Source organism: Nocardioides sp. ChNu-99 (genome assembly GCF_029493445.1).
GTDB lineage: Bacteria > Actinomycetota > Actinomycetes > Propionibacteriales > Nocardioidaceae > Nocardioides.
In genome coordinates this window covers 1-22,433 of record NZ_JAHWBL010000036.1, presented here as the reverse complement: position 1 = coordinate 22,433, position 22,433 = coordinate 1, and the positions used below count along the sequence as shown (strand labels likewise).

At 75.1% G+C, this 22,433-nt stretch carries 23 protein-coding genes and 1 riboswitch; of the genes, 10 read left to right on the top strand and 13 right to left on the bottom strand.

From position 1 onward, the window contains the following. Nucleotides 1–5: 5 nt before the first annotated feature. A complete protein-coding gene (locus KK617_RS12640) occupies nucleotides 6–1,688 on the bottom strand; it encodes a fumarate hydratase (protein WP_277500412.1) in 1,683 nt (560 codons plus the stop codon). 127 nt (nucleotides 1,689–1,815) lie between these two features. Continuing rightward, a riboswitch (TPP riboswitch) is annotated at nucleotides 1,816–1,926 on the top strand. Between KK617_RS12640 and KK617_RS12635 the strand changes: the two genes are divergently transcribed. The 8 genes from KK617_RS12635 to KK617_RS12600 all read left to right on the top strand — a co-directional run bounded on the left by KK617_RS12635 (nucleotide 1,924) and on the right by KK617_RS12600 (nucleotide 8,614). Next, nucleotides 1,924–2,556 (top strand): thiamine phosphate synthase, encoded by a 633-nt coding sequence (locus KK617_RS12635; RefSeq protein WP_277500399.1) that lies wholly within the window; start codon nucleotides 1,924–1,926, stop codon nucleotides 2,554–2,556. (Overlaps the previous riboswitch by 3 nt.) Continuing rightward, on the top strand, nucleotides 2,556–3,647 hold the full coding sequence (locus KK617_RS12630) for an FAD-dependent oxidoreductase (RefSeq protein ID WP_277500398.1): 1,092 nt from the start codon (nucleotides 2,556–2,558) through the stop codon (nucleotides 3,645–3,647). The genes KK617_RS12635 and KK617_RS12630 overlap by 1 nt, the downstream gene beginning before the upstream one ends. Then, nucleotides 3,622–3,822, top strand: coding sequence for a sulfur carrier protein ThiS (gene thiS, locus KK617_RS12625; RefSeq protein ID WP_277500397.1), 201 nt, complete (start codon nucleotides 3,622–3,624; stop codon nucleotides 3,820–3,822). The genes KK617_RS12630 and thiS overlap by 26 nt, the downstream gene beginning before the upstream one ends. Then, entirely contained in the window at nucleotides 3,819–4,607 is a 789-nt protein-coding gene (locus KK617_RS12620; RefSeq protein ID WP_277500396.1) for a thiazole synthase, read from the top strand. The genes thiS and KK617_RS12620 overlap by 4 nt, the downstream gene beginning before the upstream one ends. Further along, nucleotides 4,604–5,227, top strand: a complete 624-nt coding sequence (locus KK617_RS12615; protein ID WP_277500395.1) for a thiamine phosphate synthase — start codon at nucleotides 4,604–4,606, stop codon at nucleotides 5,225–5,227. Before KK617_RS12620 ends, KK617_RS12615 begins: the two co-directional genes overlap by 4 nt. Continuing rightward, nucleotides 5,224–6,084: a bifunctional hydroxymethylpyrimidine kinase/phosphomethylpyrimidine kinase gene (thiD, locus tag KK617_RS12610; protein WP_277500394.1), complete on the top strand. Its 861-nt coding sequence runs from the start codon at nucleotides 5,224–5,226 to the stop codon at nucleotides 6,082–6,084. Before KK617_RS12615 ends, thiD begins: the two co-directional genes overlap by 4 nt. Beyond that, nucleotides 6,081–7,829, top strand: coding sequence for a phosphomethylpyrimidine synthase ThiC (thiC, locus tag KK617_RS12605; RefSeq protein WP_277500393.1), 1,749 nt, complete (start codon nucleotides 6,081–6,083; stop codon nucleotides 7,827–7,829). The genes thiD and thiC overlap by 4 nt, the downstream gene beginning before the upstream one ends. Before the next feature lie 122 nt (nucleotides 7,830–7,951). Further along, complete coding sequence (locus KK617_RS12600; protein WP_277500392.1) at nucleotides 7,952–8,614, top strand: DUF1707 domain-containing protein; 663 nt, start codon at nucleotides 7,952–7,954, stop codon at nucleotides 8,612–8,614. Between the two features lie 80 nt (nucleotides 8,615–8,694). On the opposite strand, the gene ugpC is transcribed toward KK617_RS12600, so the two are convergent. The 10 genes from ugpC to KK617_RS12550 all read right to left on the bottom strand — a co-directional run bounded on the left by ugpC (nucleotide 8,695) and on the right by KK617_RS12550 (nucleotide 18,476). Continuing rightward, nucleotides 8,695–9,912, bottom strand: coding sequence for a sn-glycerol-3-phosphate ABC transporter ATP-binding protein UgpC (ugpC, locus tag KK617_RS12595; RefSeq protein ID WP_277500391.1), 1,218 nt, complete (start codon nucleotides 9,910–9,912; stop codon nucleotides 8,695–8,697). Nucleotides 9,913–9,916: 4 nt separating this feature from the next. After that, nucleotides 9,917–10,765, bottom strand: coding sequence for a carbohydrate ABC transporter permease (locus KK617_RS12590; protein ID WP_277500390.1), 849 nt, complete (start codon nucleotides 10,763–10,765; stop codon nucleotides 9,917–9,919). A 3-nt stretch (nucleotides 10,766–10,768) separates the two neighbouring features. Next, complete coding sequence (locus tag KK617_RS12585) at nucleotides 10,769–11,704, bottom strand: sugar ABC transporter permease (RefSeq protein ID WP_277500389.1); 936 nt, start codon at nucleotides 11,702–11,704, stop codon at nucleotides 10,769–10,771. Beyond that, on the bottom strand, nucleotides 11,701–13,017 hold the full coding sequence (locus tag KK617_RS12580) for an extracellular solute-binding protein (protein WP_277500388.1): 1,317 nt from the start codon (nucleotides 13,015–13,017) through the stop codon (nucleotides 11,701–11,703). The genes KK617_RS12585 and KK617_RS12580 overlap by 4 nt, the downstream gene beginning before the upstream one ends. Nucleotides 13,018–13,229: 212 nt before the next feature. Further along, nucleotides 13,230–14,330, bottom strand: a complete 1,101-nt coding sequence (locus KK617_RS12575; protein WP_277500387.1) for an alpha/beta fold hydrolase — start codon at nucleotides 14,328–14,330, stop codon at nucleotides 13,230–13,232. A gap of 32 nt (nucleotides 14,331–14,362) precedes the next feature. Further along, nucleotides 14,363–15,409, bottom strand: a complete 1,047-nt coding sequence (gene glpX / locus KK617_RS12570; RefSeq protein WP_277500386.1) for a class II fructose-bisphosphatase — start codon at nucleotides 15,407–15,409, stop codon at nucleotides 14,363–14,365. Continuing rightward, complete coding sequence (locus tag KK617_RS12565; RefSeq protein ID WP_277500385.1) at nucleotides 15,399–16,445, bottom strand: ABC transporter ATP-binding protein; 1,047 nt, start codon at nucleotides 16,443–16,445, stop codon at nucleotides 15,399–15,401. The genes glpX and KK617_RS12565 overlap by 11 nt, the downstream gene beginning before the upstream one ends. After that, nucleotides 16,442–17,272 carry an ABC transporter permease gene (locus KK617_RS12560; protein WP_277500384.1) on the bottom strand — a complete coding sequence of 277 codons (831 nt, stop codon included), beginning with the start codon at nucleotides 17,270–17,272 and terminating at the stop codon, nucleotides 16,442–16,444. The genes KK617_RS12565 and KK617_RS12560 overlap by 4 nt, the downstream gene beginning before the upstream one ends. After that, nucleotides 17,269–18,039: a molybdate ABC transporter substrate-binding protein gene (gene modA, locus KK617_RS12555; RefSeq protein ID WP_277500383.1), complete on the bottom strand. Its 771-nt coding sequence runs from the start codon at nucleotides 18,037–18,039 to the stop codon at nucleotides 17,269–17,271. Before modA ends, KK617_RS12560 begins: the two co-directional genes overlap by 4 nt. 44 nt (nucleotides 18,040–18,083) lie before the next feature. Then, entirely contained in the window at nucleotides 18,084–18,476 is a 393-nt protein-coding gene (locus tag KK617_RS12550; protein ID WP_277500382.1) for a helix-turn-helix transcriptional regulator, read from the bottom strand. Between the two features lie 163 nt (nucleotides 18,477–18,639). Here KK617_RS12550 and KK617_RS12545 point away from each other — a divergent pair, with 163 nt between their 5' ends. Continuing rightward, on the top strand, nucleotides 18,640–19,248 hold the full coding sequence (locus KK617_RS12545) for a DUF4245 family protein (protein ID WP_277500381.1): 609 nt from the start codon (nucleotides 18,640–18,642) through the stop codon (nucleotides 19,246–19,248). 104 nt (nucleotides 19,249–19,352) lie between these two features. After that, entirely contained in the window at nucleotides 19,353–20,588 is a 1,236-nt protein-coding gene (locus KK617_RS12540) for a glycerophosphodiester phosphodiesterase (protein ID WP_277500380.1), read from the top strand. A 1-nt stretch (nucleotide 20,589) separates the two neighbouring features. Here the strand turns inward: KK617_RS12540 and KK617_RS12535 are convergent, their stop codons facing one another. Beyond that, a complete protein-coding gene (locus tag KK617_RS12535; protein ID WP_277500379.1) occupies nucleotides 20,590–20,961 on the bottom strand; it encodes a hypothetical protein in 372 nt (123 codons plus the stop codon). Next, nucleotides 20,958–22,175 carry a PspC domain-containing protein gene (locus KK617_RS12530; RefSeq protein WP_277500378.1) on the bottom strand — a complete coding sequence of 406 codons (1,218 nt, stop codon included), beginning with the start codon at nucleotides 22,173–22,175 and terminating at the stop codon, nucleotides 20,958–20,960. Before KK617_RS12530 ends, KK617_RS12535 begins: the two co-directional genes overlap by 4 nt. Nucleotides 22,176–22,433 lie beyond the last annotated feature (258 nt).

Genomic DNA, 22,433 nt, shown 5'->3' with positions numbered 1-22,433 from the left:
CGGGATCACTGGGCCGAGCGGACCCTGATCCCGGTGAGCGGCACGGTCACCGCGCCGGAGGGGTCGGTGAAGAAGTCGTTGCCCTGGTCGTCGACCACGATGAACGCCGGGAAGTCCTCGACCTCGATCTTCCACACGGCCTCCATGCCGAGCTCGGGGTACTCCAGCACCTCCTGGCTCTTGATGCAGTCCTGCGCCAGCCGCGCGGCGGGCCCGCCGATCGAGCCGAGGTAGAAGCCGCCGAACTCGGCGCAGGCCTCGGTGACCTGCTTGCTGCGGTTGCCCTTCGCCAGCATCACCATCGAACCGCCGGCGGCCTGGAACGAGCGCACGTAGGAGTCCATCCGACCTGCCGTGGTGGGGCCGAACGAGCCCGACGCCATGCCCTCGGGGGTCTTGGCCGGGCCGGCGTAGTAGACGGGGTGGTCGCGCAGGTACGCCGGCATCTCCTCGCCCGCGTCGAGCCGCTCCTGGATCTTGGCGTGGGCGATGTCGCGCGCCACGACGAGCGGACCGGTGAGCGACAGCCGCGTCTTGACGGGGTGCCGGCGCAGCTCGGCGAGGATGTCGGCCATCGGCTGGTTGAGGTCGATGCGCACGACCTCGCCGCCCTGGATGAGCTGCTCCGCGGTGGTGTCGGGCAGGTAGCGCGCAGGGTCGGTCTCGAGCTGCTCGAGGAACACCCCCTCGGGGGTGATCTTGCCGAGCGCCTGGCGGTCGGCGGAGCAGGAGACGGCGATGGCGACGGGGCACGACGCCCCGTGGCGCGGCAGGCGCACGACGCGGACGTCGTGGCAGAAGTACTTGCCGCCGAACTGCGCACCGATCCCGAACCCCTGGGTCAGCTCGAAGACCTGCTGCTCCAGCTCGACGTCGCGGAAGCCGTGCGCCGCCATCGAGCCCTCGGTGGGCAGCGCGTCGAGGTAGTGCGCGCTCGCGTACTTGGCGGTCTTGAGCGCGAACTCCGCGCTCGTGCCGCCGATGACGACCGCGAGGTGGTACGGCGGGCACGCCGCCGTGCCCAGGCTGCGGATCTTCTCGTCGAGGAACTCCAGCAGCCGCTTCGGGTTGAGGATCGCCTTCGTCTCCTGGAACAGGAACGACTTGTTGGCGCTGCCGCCGCCCTTGGCCATGAAGAGGAACTTGTACTCCGGCTTCCCGGACGTCTGCGGGGTCGAGTAGATCTCGACCTGCGCCGGCAGGTTCGTGCCGGTGTTCTTCTCGTCGTACGTCGTCAGCGGCGCGAGCTGGGAGTAGCGCAGGTTGAGGCGGGTGTACGCGTCGTACACGCCCGCGCTGATCGCCTCGCCGTCGTCGGCCCCGGTGAGCACGCCCTCCGACTTCTTGCCCATGACGATCGCCGTGCCCGTGTCCTGGCACATCGGCAGCACGCCGCCGGCGGAGATGTTGACGTTCTTCAGCAGGTCGAGCGCCACGAACCGGTCGTTGCCGCTGGCCTCGGGGTCGTCGATGATCCGGCGCAGCTGCGCCAGGTGGGCGGGGCGCAGGTAGTGCGCGATGTCGTGCATCGCCTCGCGGGTGAGCGTGCGGATCGCCTCGGGCGCGACCTCGAGGAACGTGCGCCCGCCGGCCTCGAAGCTCGAGACGCCCTCGGTCGTCACCAGCCGGTACGGCGTGGCGTCGGGCCCCAGGGGCAGCAGGTCGGAGTAGCGGAAGTCGTCGCCCAGCGGTGCGCTCACGGACACGCACCGTAGACGGGGGTCACACCCGCGGGCCGCAGCGGGTCCCCTTCCCCTCGCCGGGCTGGCGCCGCAGGGCGGGGTTGCGGTCGTCGCGACGACGAGTACGGTGGGCGGCATCCACCACGGGAGTCCACGGCAGTGGGCTGAGATGGGGCTGAGACCGCCCCGACCGTCGAACCTGATCCGGGTCATGCCGGCGCAGGAAGTGAGGAGCGTTCTCGTGCCTGCTGTCACCAGCGGCGCGGCCACCGGTGTGCCGCGCCTGTTCTGCCTCGTCGACCTCCACGACGACCTCGCGCTGCTGCCGGCGCTCGCCGCACGGGGGGTGGACGGCTTCCAGGTGCGGGCGAAGACCGCCACGACCGCCGCGCTGGTCGACCTGACCCACCGCGCGGTCGCGGCCGTGCGCCCCCACGGTGCCCGGGTCGTGGTGAACGACCGCCTCGACGTGGCGCTGGCGGCGTCCCCCGACGGGGTGCACCTCGGCGCGGACGACCTCCCCGTGCCCGCCGCGCGCCGCATCGCCGCCGCGCTCGACCTCCCGGGCTTCCTCGTGGGGGCCACCTGCCGCGACCGCCCGGCGGTCGCGGCGGCGGCGGCCGCCGGCGCCGACTACGCGGGGTTCGGTCCCGTGGCGCCCTCGGCGTCGAAGGCCGGGCTGCCGGCCCCCCGCGGCGTCGACGGGCTCGCCGCGGCGGTGGGCCCCCTGCCGCTCGTCGCGATCGGTGGCATGACGCCCGCCCTCGCCGCGGACGCCTGGGCCGCCGGCGCCCACGGCGTCGCCGTCATCGGGGCGATCTGGCGACAACCCGACCCCCTGGCCGCAGCGGAGGACCTCCTGGCCGCCCGCTGATGGCGCGGGTGCTCGTGCGGGGCGCCGGCATCGTCGGCCTCGCCGTCGCCGAGGAGCTGCAGCGCCGCGGTCACGTGGTGCTGGTGGTCGACCCGGCACCGGGCTCCGGCGCCTCCCACGCGGCCGCCGGCATGCTCGCGCCCGGCAGCGAGGTCTGGTGGGGCGAGGAGGGGCTGCTCGCCCTGACCCTGCGCAGCGCCGCGCTGTGGCCGGCGTACGCGGCCCGTCTCGGCGTCCCGCTCCACCGCGCCGGCACGCTGCTCGTCGGCCACGACCGCGGCGACCTGCAGGACGTGGAGCGCCAGGTCGCCCTCCTGCGCTCGCTGGGCGGGACCGCCACGCTCCTCGACCGTGCCGCGCTGCGCCGTGCGGAGCCCTCGCTCGGGCGGGTCGCCGGCGGCGCCCTGCTGCCCGACGACCGGGCCGGGGACCCGCGGCGGGTGGTCGCGGCCCTGCGCGCGCGGGTGCGGGTCGAGCCCGCCGCGACGGGGTGGGACCACGACGTCGCGGTGGTGGCGACCGGGGCCCGCCTCCCGCCCCCGCACGCCCACCTCGTGCGCGGCGTCCGCGGCGAGGTGCTCCGGCTGCGCACCGACGACCCGCCGCGCCACGTGGTGCGTGGGTGGGTGGCGGGGGAGCCCGTGTACGTCGTGCCCCGCCCGCGCGAGCCCGGGGCGCCGGACCCCGGCGTCGAGGTGGTCGTCGGTGCCACGAGCGAGGAGCACGACGGTCCACCGGTCGTCACGGCCGGCGGCGTCGCCCGCCTGCTCGAGGCCGCCCGGGTGCTGCTCCCGGGCCTGGACCGGGCCGAGCTCGTCGAGGCCACCGCGCGCGACCGCCCGACGAGCGCCGACCACCTGCCGCTCGTCGGGCCGGCGCCGCCCGCCGACGGTCCCGTCCCGGCCGTCCCCGTCGTGCTGGCCGCCGGCCACTTCCGCCACGGGGTGCTGCTCGCCCCCCTGACCGCACGGCTCGTCGCCGACCACCTCGCGACCGGGCACGTCGAGCCGCTGCTCGACCCCCGCCGTACCGACCACCACGCCCGCACCGACCCCGAGGAGCGCCATGCCCCACCTCACCGTCAACGGTGAACCCGTCCCCACGCCGGCCCGCACCGTCGCCGAGCTCGTGGCCGCCCACGTCGGGGATCCCGCCGGGCACGCCGTGGCGGTCAACGGCACCGTCGTGCGTCGCGCCGCGCACGCCACCACGCCCCTGGGCGACGGCGACGTCGTCGAGATCGTGACGGCGGTGCAGGGCGGATGAGCGGCCCGGAGCGCGACGGCCCCGTCGTCGCCGGCGAGCGGCTCGACTCACGGCTCCTGCTCGGCACGGGTGGGCTGCCGCGCCCCGCGCTGCTCGACCCCGTGCTCGACGCCGCCGCGCCGGCCCTCGTCACGGTCAGCGTCCGCCGGACGTCCGCGAGCGCGGCGGGCGGCCTGCTGGCGACGCTGCGCCGCCGCGGGGTGCGCGTGCTGCCCAACACGGCGGGCTGTCGCAGCGCCCACGAGGCGGTGCTGACCGCGGAGCTGGCCCGCGAGGCGCTCGGCACCGACTGGGTGAAGCTGGAGGTCGTCACGGACGACCGGACGCTGCTGCCCGACGTCGTCGAGCTCGTCGACGCGGCCGAGCGGCTCGTCGCCCGCGGCTTCGTCGTGCTGCCCTACACGACCGCCGACGCGGGGATCGCGCGCCGGCTGCTCGACGCCGGCTGCGCGGCCGTCATGCCGCTCGGGTCGCCGATCGGGTCGGGTCTCGGCGTGCTCGACCCGCACGCCGTCGAGGCCCTCGTCGCGACCGTGGACGGGGCGGTCCCCGTGGTGCTGGACGCCGGGGTCGGCACCGCCAGTGACGCCTGCACGGCCCTGGAGCTGGGCTGCGACGCCGTCCTGGCGGCGAGTGCGGTGACCCGGGCCGCGGACCCCGTGGCGATGGCCCGGGCGCTGCGGCTCGCGGTGGAGGCCGGGTGGGCCGCGCGCGGCGCCGGCCGGATCCCACGCCGCTCCGTGGCCCGCGCGTCGAGTCCGTCGACCGGCCGGGTGAGCGCGTGAGGACCGACGTCGTGCTGCTCACGGACCGCTCCCAGCTGTCGCTGGGACGGGGACTGGTCCGCACCGTCCGGGAGTGCGCCGCGGCTGGCCTGCGCACCGTGGTGGTGCGCGAGCTGGACCTCGACGTGCCCGCTCGCACCGCGCTCGTCGCCCGGCTGCGCGAGGTCTCGGACCTCACCGTGCTGACCGCGCGCGTGCCGCTGCCCGGGGCGCACGGGGTGCACCTCGCCGCCCACCAGGCCGCCGAGGGCACGGGCGGGGCCGGTCTCCACGCCCGCTCCTGCCACGACGTCGCGGAGGTCGCGCGCGCGGCCGGACAGGGCGCGGCGTACGTGACGCTCTCCCCGTTCGCCCCCACCGCGAGCAAGCCGGGCCACGGTCCGGCGCTGCCCCCCGCGGTGTACGGCGAGGCCCGCCGCCGCTGCGCCGGCGCGGCGACCCGGGTGCTCGCCCTCGGCGGGATCGACGCCCGCACCGCGGCGGACGCGGTGCACGCCGGCGCCCACGGTGTCGCCGTCATGGGCGCGGTGATGCGCGCCCCGGACCCCGGCGTCGAGGTCGCCGCCCTCCTCGCGGCGGTCGACGCCGCCACCGCGGCGGGGCCGGGGGACGGACGATGACGTCGTCGTCACCGCCGTCCGCCACGCCGCCCGTCGTCCTCACCGTCGCGGGCACCGACTCCGGGGGCGCCGCGGGTGTGGCCGCCGACCTCACGACGTTCGCCGCCCACGGCGTGCACGGCGCCTGCGTCGTCACGGCGGTGACGGCCCAGGACACCACCGGCGTGCACGCCGTGCACGTCCCCCCGCCCGGCATCGTGGCCGCGCAGCTGGACGCCGTGCTCGGGGACCTGCCGGTCGGTGCCGTCAAGACCGGGGTCCTCGGCTCGCCGGAGGTCGTCCGCCTCGTCGCCGACCGGCTCGGGGGGCACCCCGACCGCCCGCTCGTCGTCGACCCGGTGCTCGTGGCGACCTCGGGCGCCGTGCTCGGCGACGCGGCGGTCGCCGCGGCGTACGCCGACGTCCTGCTGCCCCGCGCGAGCGTCGTGACGCCCAACGCCGACGAGGCCCGCGCCCTCCTGCGCCTCGCGCCCGACGACGCCACGCCCGCGCCCCGCCTCGCTGCGGCCCTCGCGCAGGCCGGCTGCGCCGTCGTGCTCACCGGCGGGCCCGCTCCCGGGTCCGACCCGGGGGCGACCTGCACCGACTGGCTCGCCCGGCCGGGCCGGAGCCCGGTGCCGCTCGCCCACCCGTGCGTCCGCACCGAGAACGACCACGGGTCCGGCTGCACCTTCTCCGCCGCGCTGGCCGCCGCGCTCGCCGGGGGCGCGGACCTCGAGCCCGCCGTGGGCGCGGCCGCCCGCTACGTGGCCCGCCAGCTCGCACGCTCGGCGCGCTGGACCCTCGGCCGCGGCCGCGGGCCCGTCGCCCACACCGTCGACCCCCACCCGTCCCACCGAACCGAGGAGACCCCATGACCACCACCGACCCGTCCACCGAGCCCGCCGAGCCCGCCGAGCCCGCCCCCTCGACCCCGGCCGGTCCGGTGCACCCGGCGCACGCGCGCGTGCTGCTCGACGGCCCGCCCGGCCCCGACGGCACGCCGCTGCGCGTGCCCGTGACCCGGGTGGCGCTGACCGACGGCAGCACGTTCGACCGCTACACCACGGCGGGCCCCGGCTCCGCGCCCGAGGTCGGCCTGCCGCCGCTGCGGACCCCGTGGCTGGACGCCCGCGGCGACACCGCGCCGTACCCGGGCCGCGTCCCGGGCCTCCGCGACGACGGCCCCGCCGCCGTGCGCCGCGGCGAGGTGCGCACGCAGTGGCGTGGCGAGCGGCGGGACCCCCGCAGGGCCCTCCCCGGGCGGCGCCCCACCCAGCTCCACCTGGCACGGCAGGGAGTCGTGACGGCGGAGATGGCCTACGCGGCCGCCCGGGAGGGGTGCGACCCGGAGCTGGTGCGCAGCGAGGTCGCCGCGGGCCGCGCCATCGTCCCGGCCAACGTCAACCACCCCGAGCTGGAGCCGATGGTCATCGGCCGCCGCTTCCTCGTGAAGGTGAACGCGAACATCGGCAACTCGGCCGTGACCTCGTCGGTCGCGGAGGAGGTGGAGAAGCTGACCTGGGCCGTCACCTGGGGTGCCGACACCGTCATGGACCTCTCGACCGGGGACGACATCCACACCACGCGCGAGTGGGTGGTGCGGAACTCGCCCGTGCCGATCGGCACGGTGCCGCTCTACCAGGCGCTCGAGAAGGTCGGGGGCGACGCGGCCGCGCTGACGTGGGAGGTCTACCGCGACACCGTGGTCGAGCAGTGCGAGCAGGGCGTCGACTACATGACCGTGCACGCCGGCGTGCTCCTCGAGCACGTGCCGCTCACCGCGGACCGGGTGACGGGCATCGTGTCGCGAGGCGGCTCGATCATGGCGGGCTGGTGCCTGGCCCACCACCAGCAGAACTTCCTGCACACCCACTTCGACGAGCTCTGCGAGCTGCTCGCCGCGTACGACGTCAGCTTCAGCCTGGGCGACGGCCTGCGGCCGGGGTCGGTCGCCGACGCCAACGACGCGGCCCAGCTCGCCGAGCTGCGCACCCTGGCGGACCTGACGGTCCGCGCCTGGGACCACGACGTTCAGGTGATGGTCGAGGGGCCGGGGCACGTGCCGCTCGACCTCGTGGAGGAGAACGTGCGCCTGCAGCAGGAGTGGTGCCACGGTGCGCCCTTCTACACGCTCGGCCCGCTGGCGACCGACGTGGCGCCGGGCTACGACCACATCACGTCCGCCATCGGCGCGGCGGCCATCGCGATGCACGGCACGGCGATGCTCTGCTACGTCACCCCGAAGGAGCACCTGGGCCTGCCCGACCGCGACGACGTCAAGACGGGCGTGGTGACCTACAAGCTGTGCGCCCACGCCGCCGACGTCGCGAAGGGCCACCCCCGGGCGCGGGAGTGGGACGACGCCCTGTCCCGGGCCCGCTTCGAGTTCCGCTGGCACGACCAGTTCGCCCTCTCCCTCGACCCGGTCACCGCGCAGGCGCTGCACGACGAGACGCTCCCGGCCGAGGCGGCCAAGACCGCGCACTTCTGCTCGATGTGCGGCCCGCGGTTCTGCTCGATGCGGATCAGCCACGACGTCCGCGAGCGGTTCGCGGGGATGCAGGAGAAGTCCCGCGAGTTCGTCGAGCTCGGCGGCACGGTGTACGTCGAGCCCCACTGACCCCCGGAGCCCCGGAGCCCCGGAGCCCCGGACCCCCGGAGCCCTCACCCGCACGCTCGCGCCCGCCGACCCCGACCTTCGTCGGGTCCCGGCACCGGCCCACGACACCTAGGCTGGGGCGCGTGAGCGATCCGTCCCAGCTGCGCATCTCCGACGCCGACCGGCACAAGGTGGCCGACCTGCTCCGCGACGCGGCGGGGGAGGGCCGCCTCGAGCCCGACGAGCTCGACGAGCGGCTCGAGGCCGCGTACGGCGCCAAGATCTACGCCGACCTCGTGCCGCTGCTGGCCGACCTCCCCGGCGAGGCGCCCACGGGGGGCGGGCTCGCCGTACCGGGGGCGGCGGCGCCGTCGCCCGTCTCGTTCACGAAGTCGACGGGCGGCGCGCCCGTGCCCGCCGACCACTACGCGGTGAGCGTCGCGGTGATGAGCGGGGTCTCGCGCAAGGGCGTGTGGGAGGTCGGGCCGACGCACAACGCGTTCGCCCTCATGGGCGGGGTCGAGCTCGACCTGCGGGAGGCGCGCTTCGCGTCGCGCGAGGTCGTCATCATCGCCAACGCGCTGATGGGCGGGGTCGACATCACCGTGAACGCCTGGACCCGGGTCGTCATCGACGGCGTCGGCATCATGGGCGGCTTCGAGCAGGGCCGCGACCGCGTCGAGGCGCAGTACGACGAGCACTCGCCCGTCGTGCGGGTCCGCGGGGTCGCGCTCATGGGCGGCGTGAGCGTCACCCGCAAGGCCATGCCGGGGGAGCGCAGGCGGAAGCGCAAGCTCCTCGAGTGAGACGCCGACGGCCCCCGGTCCTGGTGGACCGGGGGCCGTCGTGCGTCCGGGGCGGTGCCCGGGTCGCGGTTCGCGGTGGGTCAGGCGGTGGTGCGGGTGGCGGGGCCGTCCAGCTCCGGGATGCGCCCGGCGCGGGTGCGGTCCACCGTCAGGTTCTCGCCCGTCGCGGGGTCGAACAGGTGCATCTGCGAGGTGTCCACCCAGATCTCCGCCTCGTCGCCCTCGCGGACGCGGCTCGCGCCGTCCAGGCTGATGACGAGCTGCGTGCGCAGCTGGTCGCCGTCGAGGTCCTTCTCCAACTGCTCGAGCTGCTTCTGGACCTCCGGCGGCGCCTCGAACGGCAGGTAGGCGTAGGTCTCGTTGCCGAGCCACTCGACGACCTCGACCTTGGCCCGGAACGTCGAGCCCGTCGGCGCCTTCGCCTCGTCGACGAGCGACGCGTCCTCGAAGGCCCCGGGGCGGATGCCCGCGATGAGCAGGCCCCGGCCGGCGACCTTCTCGGCCCGGTCGGCCGGGATCTCGACGGTGCCGAACGGCAGCTGCACCTTCGTGCCGTCCACCTCGGCCGGCAGGAAGTTCATCGGCGGGGAGCCGATGAAGCCAGCGACGAAGAGGTTGCCGGGGTTCTCGTAGAGCTCCCGCGGCGACGCGAGCTGCTGCAGCACGCCCCGCTTGAGGACCGCGACGCGGTCGCCGAGCGTCATGGCCTCCGTCTGGTCGTGCGTGACGTAGACGGTGGTGATGCCCAGCTTCTTCTGCAGCCGCGCGATCTCCGTGCGCATCTGGCCGCGGAGCTTGGCGTCGAGGTTCGACAGCGGCTCGTCGAAGAGGAACGCGTCGGCGTCGCGCACGATGGCGCGGCCCATGGCCACGCGCTGGCGCTGACCGCCCGACAGGTTGCCGGGCTTGCGGTCGAGGTGCTCGTCGAGCTCCAGCGTCGCCGATGCCTCACGGACCTTCGCGTCGACGTCGGCGTCGGAGGCGCCCGCCAGCCGCAGCGGGAACGCGATGTTCTCGTAGACGGTGAGGTGGGGGTAGAGCGCGTAGTTCTGGAACACCATCGCCAGGTTGCGGTCGCGGGGAGCCAGGTCGTTGACGCGCTTCTCGCCGATGACCATGTCCCCGGAGGTGATGTCCTCCAGGCCCACGATCATCCGCAGCAGCGTCGACTTCCCGCACCCCGACGGCCCCACGAGGATCACGAACTCGCCGTCCGCGATGTCGATGGAGACGTCGTTCACCGCGGGGAAGCCGTCGCCGTACTTCTTGACGATGTTCTTCATCTGGATGCCGGCCACGGAATCATCCCTTCACTGCGCCGGACGTGAGCCCGGCGACGATCTTGCGCTGGAAGACCAGCACGATGACGATGATCGGGATCGTCGCGATGACGGCTCCCGCGGCCAGCAGGGACGCCGGCCGGTTGAACGGATCTGCCCCGACGAAGAACGACAGCGACGCGGGGATCGGTCGCGCGGCCTCGGTGGAGGTCAGCGAGATCCCGAAGACGAAGTCGTTCCAGGCGAAGAAGAACGTGAGGATCGCGGCGGTGAACACGCCGGGTGCCGCCAGCGGCACGATCACCTTGCGGAAGGCCTGCCACGACGTGGCGCCGTCGACCTGGGCGGCCTGCTCCATCTCCCACGGGATCTCCCGGAAGAAGGCGGACAGGGTCCAGATCGCCAGCGGCAGCGTGAAGGACATGTACGGGATGATCAGGCCGGGCCACGTGTCGTAGAGCCCGATCGCCCGCCACAGGTCGAACAGCGGGCCGACGAGCGAGACCACCGGGAACATGGCGATCGCCAGTGCCGTGGTGAGCACGAGCTTCTTGCCCTTGAACTCCAGCCGCGCGATCGCGTACGCCGCGAGCGTGGCCACGATCACCGACAGCAGCGTCGCGATGAGCGAGATGCCGATCGAGTTGAAGATGGCCCGGCGGAACTGGTCGTTCTCCCAGGCGGCCACGTAGTTGTCCCAGCCGGCGAACCCGCCGTCGGCGGGGAAGAACCCGGGGCTGCCGTTGGTGATCGACTCCTGCGACTTGAAGGAGAGCGAGATGATCCAGGCGACCGGCAGCAGGCACCAGACGAGGATCAGCAGTGCGCCGACGGCGATGCCGGCCTTGCGGAGCGCGGAACCGTTACCCATCGCTCATCCCTCCTGCCGGGCCGCGGCGAGGTCGACGCGGAAGAGCTTGACGATGAGGAAGGCGATCACGAGCACCGAGAGGAACAGCAGCACCGACAGTGCCGAGCCCATGCCGATCTGGAACTGCTCGATCACCTGGCGGTAGGTGAGGAACGAGACCGACTCGGTGCCCACCGCGCCCGCCGTCATCACGAAGATGTTGTCGAAGATGCGGAACGCGTCGAGGGCGCGGAACAGGATCGCGACCATGATCGCGGCCCGCATGTTCGGCAGGATCACCCGGAACAGGCGCTGCCACCACGTGGCGCCGTCGACCTTGGCGGCCTCGATCATGTCCTCCGACACCTGCGCCAGACCGGCGAGGAGCAGCAGCGACATGAACGGCGTGGTCTTCCAGATCTCGGAGACGCAGATCGCGAAGAGCGCCGGGAACTGCTCGCCGAACCAGTTGAAGTTGCCCTCGACGAACGGCAGCCACAGGTTCACGAACCCGTTCGTGCCGCTGAAGGCGAACTGCCAGGCGAAGCCCGAGACGACCGTGATGATGCCGTAGGGGATGAGGATCGACGTGCGGATGATGCCGCGCGCGAAGATCACCCGGTGCATCACCAGGGCGAACACGAACCCGATGATCAGCTCGAAGAACACCGTGACGATCATGATGCCGACCGTCACGGCCATCGTGCGCCAGAACAGCGGGTCGGTCAGGGCGGTCACGTAGTTCTGCAGGCCCACGAAGGACCGGTCGTCCGGCGCCGTGAGGGCGTAGTTCGACAGCGAGAGCCACAGCGCCTGGAGCATCGGGAACGCCGTGACGAGGAGCATGACGACGAGAGCCGGGGCGACCAGCTTCATGCCGAGCTTGTTCTCGGCCACGGCCCGGTCGCTGGCCTTCTTCCGCTGCGCCTCCGGGGCGGGTGCGGTCACGGTGTGGGTCACAGCAGGGCCTCCCCTCTCAGGACCTCGCGCAGGTACTCCGCCGACTCGCGCGGGGTGCTCTCGGGGTCGACGTCGAAGGGCGAGTGCCACTGCGACTGCACGGCGCCCGAGATCTGGTTGTAGAACGCGCTCTTCGGGCGGGGGCCGCCCTCCTCGACGCTCGTGCGGAACAGCTCGAGCAGCGTGGGGTCGTAGGCGTCGACGAGCTCCTGCTCGTCGTACACCGACGCCCGGGCGGGCATGAGGCCGTCGGTGACCGCGAGCGCCAGCTGGGCCTCGGGGTCGGTGACGCACTGGGCGGCCTCGAGGGCGTGGTCCTGGTGCTCGGTGAAGGCCCCGACCCCGATGTTGATGCCGCCGACGGGGGGCTTGGACGCCTCGCCCTCGACGGTGCGCGGGTAGCGGGCCCACGCGAGGTCCCCGAACTGCTCCTCGGTGACGACCGTGTTGGTCTCGCTGGGCTCGTAGTTCTTGTAGACGAACGTCCAGTTGGTCATGAACTCGCCCGGGCTGCCCTCGGCGAACATGGCGCCGAGCGAGGTGCCCTCGCGGGAGACGGAGAGGTCGGACTGCGCGGCCTCGGAGTCGGCGAGCTGCTGGACGACCGCGGCGGCCGCCCGTCCGGCCTCGGAGTCGATCTCGACCTCGGCGTCGACGCCGGCCTCGGTGTTGCTGACGATCTCGCCGCCGGCGCCCTGCACCAGCGCGTTGATCCACACCATGTAGGCCTCGTAGCGGTCGGCCTGCACCCCCACGGTCGCGCCGTTCTCGGACGCGGCGGTGATGACCTGCTCCCAGGTCGCGGTGCCGGCCTCGAGGTCCTCGGAGATGCCGGCCGCGTCGGCGAGCGACTGGCGGTACCAGAGCACCTGCGTGTTCGCCCACTGCGGCGCGGCGTAGACGCCGTCCTCCCAGGTCACGGTCTCCGCGGGACCGGCGAGGACGTCGTCGTCGACGACGGCCGAGGCCACGTCCTCGGGCAGCTCCAGGAGCCAGCCGGCGCTCGCGAACTCCGGCACGAAGACCGGGTCGAGGCTCATCAGGTCCGTCGAGCTGTCCGACGCGGCGAGCCGGCGCGCGAGCTGCGTGCGCTGGTCCGTGGCGCCCGTGGGCAACAGCTGGATCTCGATGTCGTAGTCGTCCGTGCTGCACCGCTCGGCCAGCGACGTCAAGGTCGCCTGGCCGTCGGGGTTGATGTACCAGTTCAGCGTCGGCTTGCCGGAGCTGCCGCACGCGGTGAGCGTGCTCGCCGCCAGCACGAGCGTCGCCGCCGCGCCGACCCTCCGTCCGAGACGGGGATGGGGGCCACCCATGTGCCACTCCCTCTCCATTGAGTTGTGTGGCCCTCAGGTCTAGACCTTCGCGGCGGCGTTGTCCAGCACCCCGGCCGCCCCTGGTGCCACGGAACGTCTCGTGAGCGTAACCCCAGGTCAGAAAGGGGGTCGGGCGGTGCGGAGGGGGTATGTGCGGACCAGGGATGGGTACGGCGCGCCCCCCGCCCCCTCAGGGGCGCCTCAGGCGGTCCTCAGGCGGTGGCGCGGGTCGCCCGACGGGCCGTGCTGGTGATGGCGTCGGCGAACGAGGGGAAGAGACCGCGGGGGAGGTCGTGGCCCATCCCGGCGACGAGCACGAGCCGCGCGCCGGGAACGGCCGCGGCGGTCGCCCGCCCGCCCGAGGGGTGCACCATCCGGTCCTGCTTGCCGTGCAGCACGGTGACGGGCACCCGCACCTCGCGCAGCTTCGCCGTGCGGTCGGGCTGCGTGAGGATCGCCCCCATCTGCCGCAGGATCCCGGACCCGCTGACGCCCCGCCCGTGGGTCTCCACGGCCCGCGAGCGCACTGCGTCGTCGGTGTCGGTGTAGGCCGGCGAGCCGATGAGGCGGGCCATCATGGCGGTGCTCGCGACGTACGACTCCAGGTCGGGGCGGCGCGGGGCGACGAGCACGGGCAGCAGCCGCGGGTGCTGCCAGCCCACACGGCGGTTGCCGGTCGTGGACATGATCGAGGTCAGCGACAGCACCCGCTCCGGGTGGTCGACCGTCAGGGTCTGGGCGATCATGCCGCCCATCGAGACCCCCGCCACGTGCGCCCGGTCGATGCCGAGGTGGTCGAGGAGCAGCACGGCGTCCTCGGCCAGGTCGGCCATCGTGTAGGGCACGTGCACCGGCAGGCCGAGGAAGGCGCGCACGATCGCGGCCTTGCCCACGCGCTCGGCCACCCGGGTCGACCGGCCGACGTCCCGGTTGTCGTAGCGCACGACGAAGTAGCCCTCGGCCGCGATCATCCGGCACAGCTCGTCGGGCCACCACGTCATGTGGCCGCCGAGCCCCATGACGAGGAGCACCGGCGGGTCCCCGGTGTCGCCGTACGTCTGGTAGCAGAGCTCGAGGTCGTCGCGCACCGGCGCGAACGACTCCGGCGAGCGGGGTACGGCGGCCAGCCCGGGCGGCAGGTCGGTCCCCGGCTCCACGTCCTCCGGCTCGGGCGCCAGACCGGCGTCGAGGTGCTCCTCCGCCCCGACGTCCGCCGCTGTCTCGTCGGCGGTCTCGGGGGCGGTCTCGGGGGCGGTCTCGGGGGCGGTCTCGGGGGCGGTCTCGGGGGTGCGGGCGGGGTCGTCCGGGGCCATGCCCGCCATGATGACAGCCGCTCCCGACGGGCTCAGCGCTCGAAGTCGATGGCGGAGTAGGCGCGCAGCTTGCTGAGCCGGTGCTCGGAGACGACCTGGCGGATGGTGCCGCTGCGCGAACGCATGACGAGCGAGTCGGTGGTGGCCCCGCCGCCGGAGTAGCGCACGCCGCGCATGAGCTCGCCGTCGGTGATGCCCGTGGCCACGAAGAAGCAGTCGTCGCCCGTGACGAGGTCGTCGGTGTGGAGCACGTGGTCGGGGTCCAGGTCGTGCCCGGCGTCGAGGGCGCGCTGGCGCTCCTCGTCGTCGGTGGGCCACAGGCGGCCCTGGATGGTGCCGCCCAGGCACTTCATCGCGCAGGCCGTGATGATGCCCTCGGGGGTGCCGCCGACGCCGAGGAGGAGGTCGACGCCGGAGCCGGGCCGGGCAGCGGCGATGGCGCCGGCGACGTCGCCGTCGGTGATGAACTTGATGCGGGCCCCGGCGTCGCGGATCTCCTGCGCCATCTGCTCGTGGCGCGGGCGGTCCAGCAGCACGACGGTGACGTCCTCGACGCCCGAGCGCTTGGCCTTCGCGACGCGGGCGATGTTCTCGGCGACGGGGAGGCGGATGTCGACGACGTCGGCGGCCTCGGGGCCCGTCACCAGCTTCTCCATGTAGAAGACGGCGGAGGGGTCGTACATCGACCCGCGCGGGGCGACGGCCAGCACGGCGACGGCGTTGGCCATGCCCTTCGCGGTCAGGGTGGTGCCGTCGATCGGGTCGACGGCCACGTCGCACTCCGGGCCGGTGCCGTTGCCGACGCGCTCGCCGTTGTAGAGCATCGGGGCGTCGTCCTTCTCGCCCTCGCCGATGACGACCGTGCCGTTCATGCCGACGCTCGAGATCATGACGCGCATGGCGTTGACGGCGACGCCGTCGGCGCCGTTCTTGTCGCCCTTGCCGACCCAGCGCCCCGCCGCCATGGCGGCCGCCTCCGTGACCCGCACGAGCTCGAGCGCGAGGTTGCGGTCGGGCGCCTCCGGCTCGACCCGCAGGTCTTCGGGCAGGTCGGACACCGTCGAGGGATCAGTCGCCATGGCCGGATCGTAGCGTCGGGGCGGCGTCGTCGGCGGCACCGGCCGGGTAGCGGGTCACGGCCGTCTCCTTCGCGCTCGCCCAGACCTCGACCCCCGGGTGCAGGCCCAGCTCGGCCACCGCGGCGGCCGTGACGTCGGCCAGGAGGGCGTCCGGTCCGTCGCCGGAGGTGCGCACGGACACGCGGACCCCGTCGCCGTACGGGACGACCTGCTCGACCCGCCCGCGCCAGCGCAGGCGCGCCGAGCCCGACGGCGCGGTGGGGGCGCCGGGTGACAGCGTGACGGCGCTGGGCCGGAAGGCCGCGAGCCCGGCCGGCCCGGCGGGCACCAGGTTGAGGCCCACGAGCCGGGCCACGTGGTCGGTGCGGGGACGGGCGGCCACCTCGGCCGGCGTGCCCTCCTGCGCCACGCGGCCGTCCTCGAGCACCAGCATCCGCGTGCCGAGGGCGAGCGCGTCGACGGCGTCGTGGGTGACGAGGACGGTGGTGCCGCCGTACGTCGCGAGGTGGCGGGCGAGCTCCACCCGCAGGGTGGCGGCCACCCCGACGTCGAGGCCGGCGAACGGCTCGTCGAGGAGCAGGAGCTCGGGGTCGGTGGCCAGGGCCCGCGCGATCGCGACCCGCTGCGCCTGGCCCCCGGAGAGCTCGCCGGGCCGCCGCTCGGCGAGGTGCCCGACGCCGAGCCGCTCGAGCTCGGCGTCGGCCCGGTCGCGGGCCGCGCGGCGCTCCACCCCGCGGGCGCGCAGCCCGAAGGCCACGTTCTCCCGGGCGTCGAGGTGCGGGAAGAGGGCCTGGCCCTGCACGACGTACCCGACCCGCCGGTCGCGGGGGAGCAGCAGGGGGGAGGTCCAGCAACGGCCGCCCACGGCGACCGCCACCTCGGCGGGGCCACCGGGGAGCAGGCCGGCGAGGCAGCGCAGCAGGGTCGTCTTCCCCGACCCGTTGGGGCCGACGACGACGAGCACGTCACCCTCCTCCGCCCGTACGGCGGCCCGCAGCCGCCCGGGCACGTCGAGGTCGGCGACCAGCCCGCTCACGCCACTACCCCCGTCCCGACCCGTGGGGCGGCGCCGGTTGTGAGCCACCGGTTGCGCAGCAGCGCGAGCACCCCCACCGACACGAGCAGCAGGATCATCGCGAGCGTGCGCGCCGCCTCGGGGTCGGCGAGGTAGACCGCGTAGATGCGCGACGGCATCGTCTGGGTGGTGCCGGGGTAGTTGCCGGCGAACGTCACGGTGGCGCCGAACTCGCCGAGCGAGCGCGCCCAGGCGAGCACCGACCCGGCGACGACGCCGGGCAGGGCCAGCGGGAGCGTGACGCGGCGGAAGGTGTACCACCGGGTCGCGCCGAGGCCGGCGGCCACCTCGTCGAAGCCCTCCCCGGCGGAGCGCAGGGCCCCCTCGACGCTGATGACGTAGAAGGGCAGCGACACGAACGTGTGCGCCACCACGACCGCGGCGGTGGTGAAGGGCAGGGTCAGCCCCGTGGCCGCGTCGAGCGGCCCGCCGACCAGGCCGCTGCGTCCCAGCGCCGCGATGAGGGCGACGCCGGCGACGACGGGCGGGAGCACGAGGGGGACGGTGACGAGCGCCCGCACGAGGCCGCGGCCGGGGAAGTCGACACGGGCCAGCACCCACGCCAGGGGAGTGCCGAGCACCAGGCACGCGACGACCGTGGCCAGCGAGGTCTGCGCGCTCAGCCGCAGGGCGGCGAGCACGTCGGGGGAGCGCAGGTCGGCGAGCAGGGACGACCAGGGCGTCGCGAGCACGAGGGCGAGCAGCGGCACGGCCAGGAAGACCACCGCCAGCGCGGCGGGCACCCACAGCAGCGCCGGCGGCCGTCCCAGGGTCGCCCGGTCGCTCACGGGGGCCCGAACCCGGCGGCGCCCAGCACGTCGGCGCCGGCCTCGGACAGGACCAGGTCGACGAACTCCGCCGCCAGGTCGGGATGGGCGCTCTGCGCCAGCGTGGTGACGGGGTACGCGGTGACGAGGGACCCCGGGAGGTCGAACGTCGCGACGTCGGCGCCGGCGGCGCGGGCGTCGGTGCGGTAGACCAGCCCGGCGTCGGCCTCGTCCTCGCTCACCCGCGCCAGCGTGGCCTTGACGTCGCGCTCTAGGCTCGCCGGCTCGCGCGTGACGCCCGCGTCGGCCAGCGCCTGCGCGGCGAGGACCCCGCAGGGGGCGGTCTCGACGCACACGACGTAGGTGACGGCGTCGTCGTCGAGGGACGCGATGCCCGTGACGCCGGCCGGGTTCGCGGCGGGGGTGACGAGCACCAGCTCGTTCGTGGCGAAGACGGCCGGGTCGTCGGCCCGGGCGTCCCCGGCGCGCTCCATCGAGGCGGTGTCGGCCGTCGCCAGCACGTCGCCCGGCGCGCCTTGCGCGGCCTGGTCCGCCAGGGTGCCCGAGGAGTCGAGCACCAGGTCGACGCTGACGCCCTCGTGCTCGGCCTCGAACTGCTCGGCCAGCTCGGTGAAGGTGCCCGTCAGGGACGCGGCCGCGAGGACGGTGAGGGTGCGCGCGTCGTCGCCCCCCGTCGTACCTGCGTCGGAGCCGCACGCCGCGAGGGGGAGCACCACGAGCGCGGCGAGGGCGGCGCCGAGCGGGCGGCGGGTGCGGGGGAGGGGCACGAGGGCTCCGATCGGTCGGCCGGTGGGAGGCGGGGCCGGGCGCATCAGGGGCGCTCGACGACGACGGTGGTGGACTTGACCGACGCGACGGCGCGGGCGCCGGGCTCGAGGCCCAGCTCGCGGGCCGCCTCGGCGCTCATCAGCGACACGACCCGGAAGGGCCCGCAGACCATCTCGACCTGTGCCATCACCGTGTCGGCGACGACCCGCGTGACGATGCCCGGCAGCCGGTTGCGGGCGCTCACCGCGCCGGCGCGGGCGTCGTCGGGCTGCTGGTCGGCCTCGCGGGCGGCGTACGCCGCGAGCTCCGGGCCGTCGACCACCGTCCGGCCGCCCTCGCGCCGCGCGGGCAGGCGCCCGGCGTCGATCCAGCGGCGCACGGTGTCGTCGCTCACGCCGAGGAGGGCGGCGGCCTCGGCCACGCGGTAGGTGTCCACGAGGAGCCATCATGCCGCAGGTGCGGTGAGTAGCAGCGTGATCGGGCGGATCCGCGGGTCTGGGCGGCCCCGGCGCCCGCATCCGCGGAACCACGGCCCCGCGGATGCTGGCGCCCGGGCGGCGGCTGCGGGACGTCGCGCCGCGGGTGGGAGGATGGGCGCCGTGAGCGAACCCTCCCGACCCGCCCCCGTGGGCAAGCCCGGCCGGTACGAGCGCAACGTCGGGGGACTCGTCGGGTCGATGATCGTGCTGGTGCTGGCGGTCGTGGCGTTCGTCGTCTTCCGCGACTTCTTCCGCGCCGAGCCCGAGTCCGTCGCGCCCGTGGAGGAGGTCGACTACCTCTCGGCGGTGCGCGCCGGCCAGGAGTCGGGCTTCCCCGTGCTCTACCCGGCCGAGCTGCCCGACGGGTGGCAGGCCACCTCCGCCCGGCTCCCCTTCGGCGACGAGCCGGAGTGGACCCTCGGCATGCTCGTCGACGGCGAGCGCTTCGCCGGGGTCAAGGTGACGCTCGCCGACCAGGAGGCGGTGCTCGACACCGTGCTCGGCGAGGACCGCGAGGCGGACGGGAGCGTCGAGGTGTCCTCCTCCACCACCGCGGTCGCCGGAGGGTGGGGCGTGTGGACCGAGGGCTCGGACACCGCCCTCGTGCGGGCCCTGCCCGCCGCCGAGGCCGAGGCGCCGGCGGTGGCCGTGGTCTACGGCAGCCTCGACGAGGACGAGCTGGTCGACCTCGCCGGCTCCCTGACCGACGCGCCGCTGTCCCGGGGCTGACCCGCGGCCACCCGCAGCCGGTTCATCCACGGGTCGTCCCAGGGTCACGCGGGCGCCACCGCGGTGACCGGGCTGCGTCGCCCGGCTGCGTTCGGGTGGACCGCATGACCTCTCGGAACCCCTCTCGCACCCTGCCGCGGGCCCTGTCGCGGGCCCTGCGCACCGCCACGCCGGCCGTCGTCGCCACGGCCGCTCTCGCCCTCGTCGCCCCCACCGCACCCGCCGGTGCCGCCACCCCCGCGCAGGCCGCCGACCGCGGCCACGGGAACGGCCACGGGAACGGCCACGGGAACGGCCACGGGAACGGCCGCCACGACCAGCCCGAGGTCTTCGGGCACCGTGGCGCCTCCGGCTACCGCCCCGAGCACACGCTGGCGGCCTACGAGCTCGCCATCGCCCAGGGCGCCGACGCCATCGAGCCCGACCTCGTCAGCACCCGCGACGGCGTGCTGGTCGCGCGCCACGAGAACGAGATCAGCGGCACGACGGACGTCGCCGACCACCCGGAGTTCGCCGACCGTCGCACCACGAAGACCATCGACGGCCGGGCCGTCACCGGCTGGTTCACCGAGGACTTCACCCTCGCCGAGCTCAAGACGCTCCGCGCGGTCGAGCGGCTGCCGCAGGTGCGGCCGGGGAACACGGCGTACGACGGCCTCTACGAGGTGCCCACGCTCGACGAGGTGCTGACCTTCGTGGCCGCGGAGTCCCGCGAGGTGGGCCGCGACATCACGGTCGCGCCGGAGACCAAGCACCCGACGTACTTCGACTCCATCGGCCTCAGCCTCGAGGAGCCGCTGGTGGCCACGCTCGACGAGCACGGCCTCGACAGCCGCCGCGACGACGTGGTCGTGCAGTCGTTCGAGACGCAGAACCTGCGCGACCTCGACCGCCTCACCGACGTGCCCCTGGCCCAGCTCGTCGACGCCGCCGGCGCGCCGTACGACCTGGTCGCGGCCGGGGACCCCCGCACGTACGACGACCTCGTCACCCCGGCCGGTCTCCGCCAGATCGCCCGGTACGCCGAGCACGTCGCGCCGCACAAGGACCGCGTGCTGCCGCGGAACCCCGCGACGGGCGCGACGGGTGCCCCGAGCTCGCTGGTGCGCGACGCGCACCGCGCCCGGCTCGAGGTCGTCGTGTGGACCCTGCGGGCGGAGAACCAGTTCATGGCGACGAACTTCCGGATCGGCACCGACCCGAACGCCCACGGCGACCTCGCGGCCGAGTCGCGGGCGTTCCTCGACGCGGGCGTCGACGTGCTGTTCGCCGACCACCCCGACATCGCGGTCCGGGCCCGCGACGCCTGGGTGGCCGAGCAGCCGCGCCGGCGGCGCTGAGTCAGCGGTGCCGGCGGGCCGCCACCACGGTGGCGGCCATGCCGGCGCCCCCGGCCGCGAGCCACGGCAGCGGCAGCAGCCAGCGGGCGTCCACCGCCTCGACCGCGCCGGAGACCAGCAGCGCCCACACCAGGGTGAGGCCCAGGAACGCCACCCCCATGACGAGGTGGCCGACGTTCACCGGGTGCCGCCCGGCCTCCAGCCAGGTGCCGGCCGGCTGCTCGGCCCCCTCCATCCGCTCGGTCCCCTCGGTCTGGTCGGACCCGTCGGTCGCGGTGGGAGTGGCCACGGTCGTCTCCGTCCTGCTCGTGCTGCTCGTCGTCAGCGGCTGGGTGTGGTCCGGCTCGGGGAGCGGCGGGTGCGGGGCGCTCACGGGGTCACCACCACGACGTCGCCGAGCCCGAGGCTGATGTCGAGGCCGAGGGCCTCCTCGGTGCGCACCCCGGGTGTCGTGCCGGGCGCGTCGTGGGCCTCGCGCAGCTGCACGCCCGGCCCGTCCTCGACCCGCCCGAGCACGTCGGCGCCGCCCAGGCCGACGTCGACGAAGACCTCGGCGTCGAGCCCGGCCGGCAGGACCACCTCGACCCGCCCGGCCCCCGCCTCGATCCGCACGGTGCGCCCGGCCAGCCGGTCGGCGTCCCGCACGCCGGACAGGTCGACCCGCAGGTCGCCCGCTCCCTGCCGGTAGCGGTCCTGGACCCCGTCGGCGCCCGACGGCACGACCACGCGCTCCCCGGCGCTGGCCTCCTCGGCCGCGGCCGTCACGGCCGTGACCCCGGCCAGGACGAGGCCGACCAGGACGAGCCCGCCGGCGCGGCCGTAGAACGCCCCGACCACCAGCATCGTGCCGACCACGGCGAGTGCGAGGGCCGGGTAGGCCGACGGCGTCACGGCGAGGCCCGCGACGTCGACCAGGGCCAGGAGCCCCACGCCGAACGTCACGAGCGCGCCGGTGAACCAGAACAGCAGGGGGCCGCGGCGCAGCGGGTTCCGCGGACGCTGCGGCGCGACGTACCGCGGCACGGACGGGTACGGCGGGTGCCCGGCCGCGGCGTCGCCCCCGGGGTGGGTCCCCGGGTACGGCGTGCCCGTGGTGGTCGCGGGGCCGGAGCCGGGCGTGCGGGCGGTCGAGCGGCGCTGGTGGCCGCCCACCACGAGCGCGACGACGAGCAGCACCAGTAGCAAGGGCCAGGGCACCCAGCCCTCGACGAGGTCGCCGAGGAGGGCGAGCGCCGCCAGGGCCCCCGCGACGGCGAGCGCGACCGCGCGGCTGCGGTCGTCGAGCGGGACGACCGCCTCCTCGGTGTCGTCCGAGGGCACCAGCAGCCACAGGGCGCCGTACAGCAGCAGACCGCTGCCGCCGAACAGCACGAGCACGGCCAGCGCGACACGCAGGACGAGGGGGTCGAGGTCGAGGTGGCGGGCCAGCCCGCCCGCGACCCCGGCCACGTAGCGGTCGTCCCGGCAGCGCCGCAGCCGGCGCAGGTCGCGCACCTGCGCCCCCGTCACGCGGGGGCCGTGGTCGTGGGCGTCGCCGGGCCGGGGCCCGCCGGGGGAGGCGGGTGCCTCGTCGTGTGTCGTCGTCATGCGTCCCAGCCTCGTGCGCCGCGGGTCTCCCGACCATCGGGGACGCCCCTGATCCTGCCCCGGGGATGGGCCGGGCGTCGCCTCCCGCGGGTCGGGGTTGGCTCGGGGATCGTCCCGATGTGCGGGGCGGCGCGCCCGTGTGACGATGGCTCCGCCATGCCCGACCCCTTCCCCGCCACCGCCGGCCCGGCCGCCGCCGCACCCGCATCCGCCACCGGTGCCGCGCCCGCCGCCGGCGCCGCCGCCGCACCCGTGCCC

What these genes read in the sequence shown, in the direction of transcription:
- KK617_RS12575 (WP_277500387.1), bottom strand. Translation starts at nt 14,330, where the DNA reads ATGGCCCCGGACGACCCCGCCCGCACCCCCGAGACCGCCCCCGAGACC.
- thiC (WP_277500393.1), top strand. Translation starts at nt 6,081, where the DNA reads ATGACCACCACCGACCCGTCCACCGAGCCCGCCGAGCCCGCCGAGCCC.
- glpX (WP_277500386.1), bottom strand. Translation starts at nt 15,409, where the DNA reads ATGGCGACTGATCCCTCGACGGTGTCCGACCTGCCCGAAGACCTGCGG.
- KK617_RS12590 (WP_277500390.1), bottom strand. Translation starts at nt 10,765, where the DNA reads ATGGGTAACGGTTCCGCGCTCCGCAAGGCCGGCATCGCCGTCGGCGCA.
- thiS (WP_277500397.1), top strand. Translation starts at nt 3,622, where the DNA reads ATGCCCCACCTCACCGTCAACGGTGAACCCGTCCCCACGCCGGCCCGC.
- KK617_RS12580 (WP_277500388.1), bottom strand. Translation starts at nt 13,017, where the DNA reads ATGGGTGGCCCCCATCCCCGTCTCGGACGGAGGGTCGGCGCGGCGGCG.
- KK617_RS12540 (WP_277500380.1), top strand. Translation starts at nt 19,353, where the DNA reads ATGACCTCTCGGAACCCCTCTCGCACCCTGCCGCGGGCCCTGTCGCGG.
- thiD (WP_277500394.1), top strand. Translation starts at nt 5,224, where the DNA reads ATGACGTCGTCGTCACCGCCGTCCGCCACGCCGCCCGTCGTCCTCACC.
- KK617_RS12620 (WP_277500396.1), top strand. Translation starts at nt 3,819, where the DNA reads ATGAGCGGCCCGGAGCGCGACGGCCCCGTCGTCGCCGGCGAGCGGCTC.
- KK617_RS12530 (WP_277500378.1), bottom strand. Translation starts at nt 22,175, where the DNA reads ATGACGACGACACACGACGAGGCACCCGCCTCCCCCGGCGGGCCCCGG.
- KK617_RS12630 (WP_277500398.1), top strand. Translation starts at nt 2,556, where the DNA reads ATGGCGCGGGTGCTCGTGCGGGGCGCCGGCATCGTCGGCCTCGCCGTC.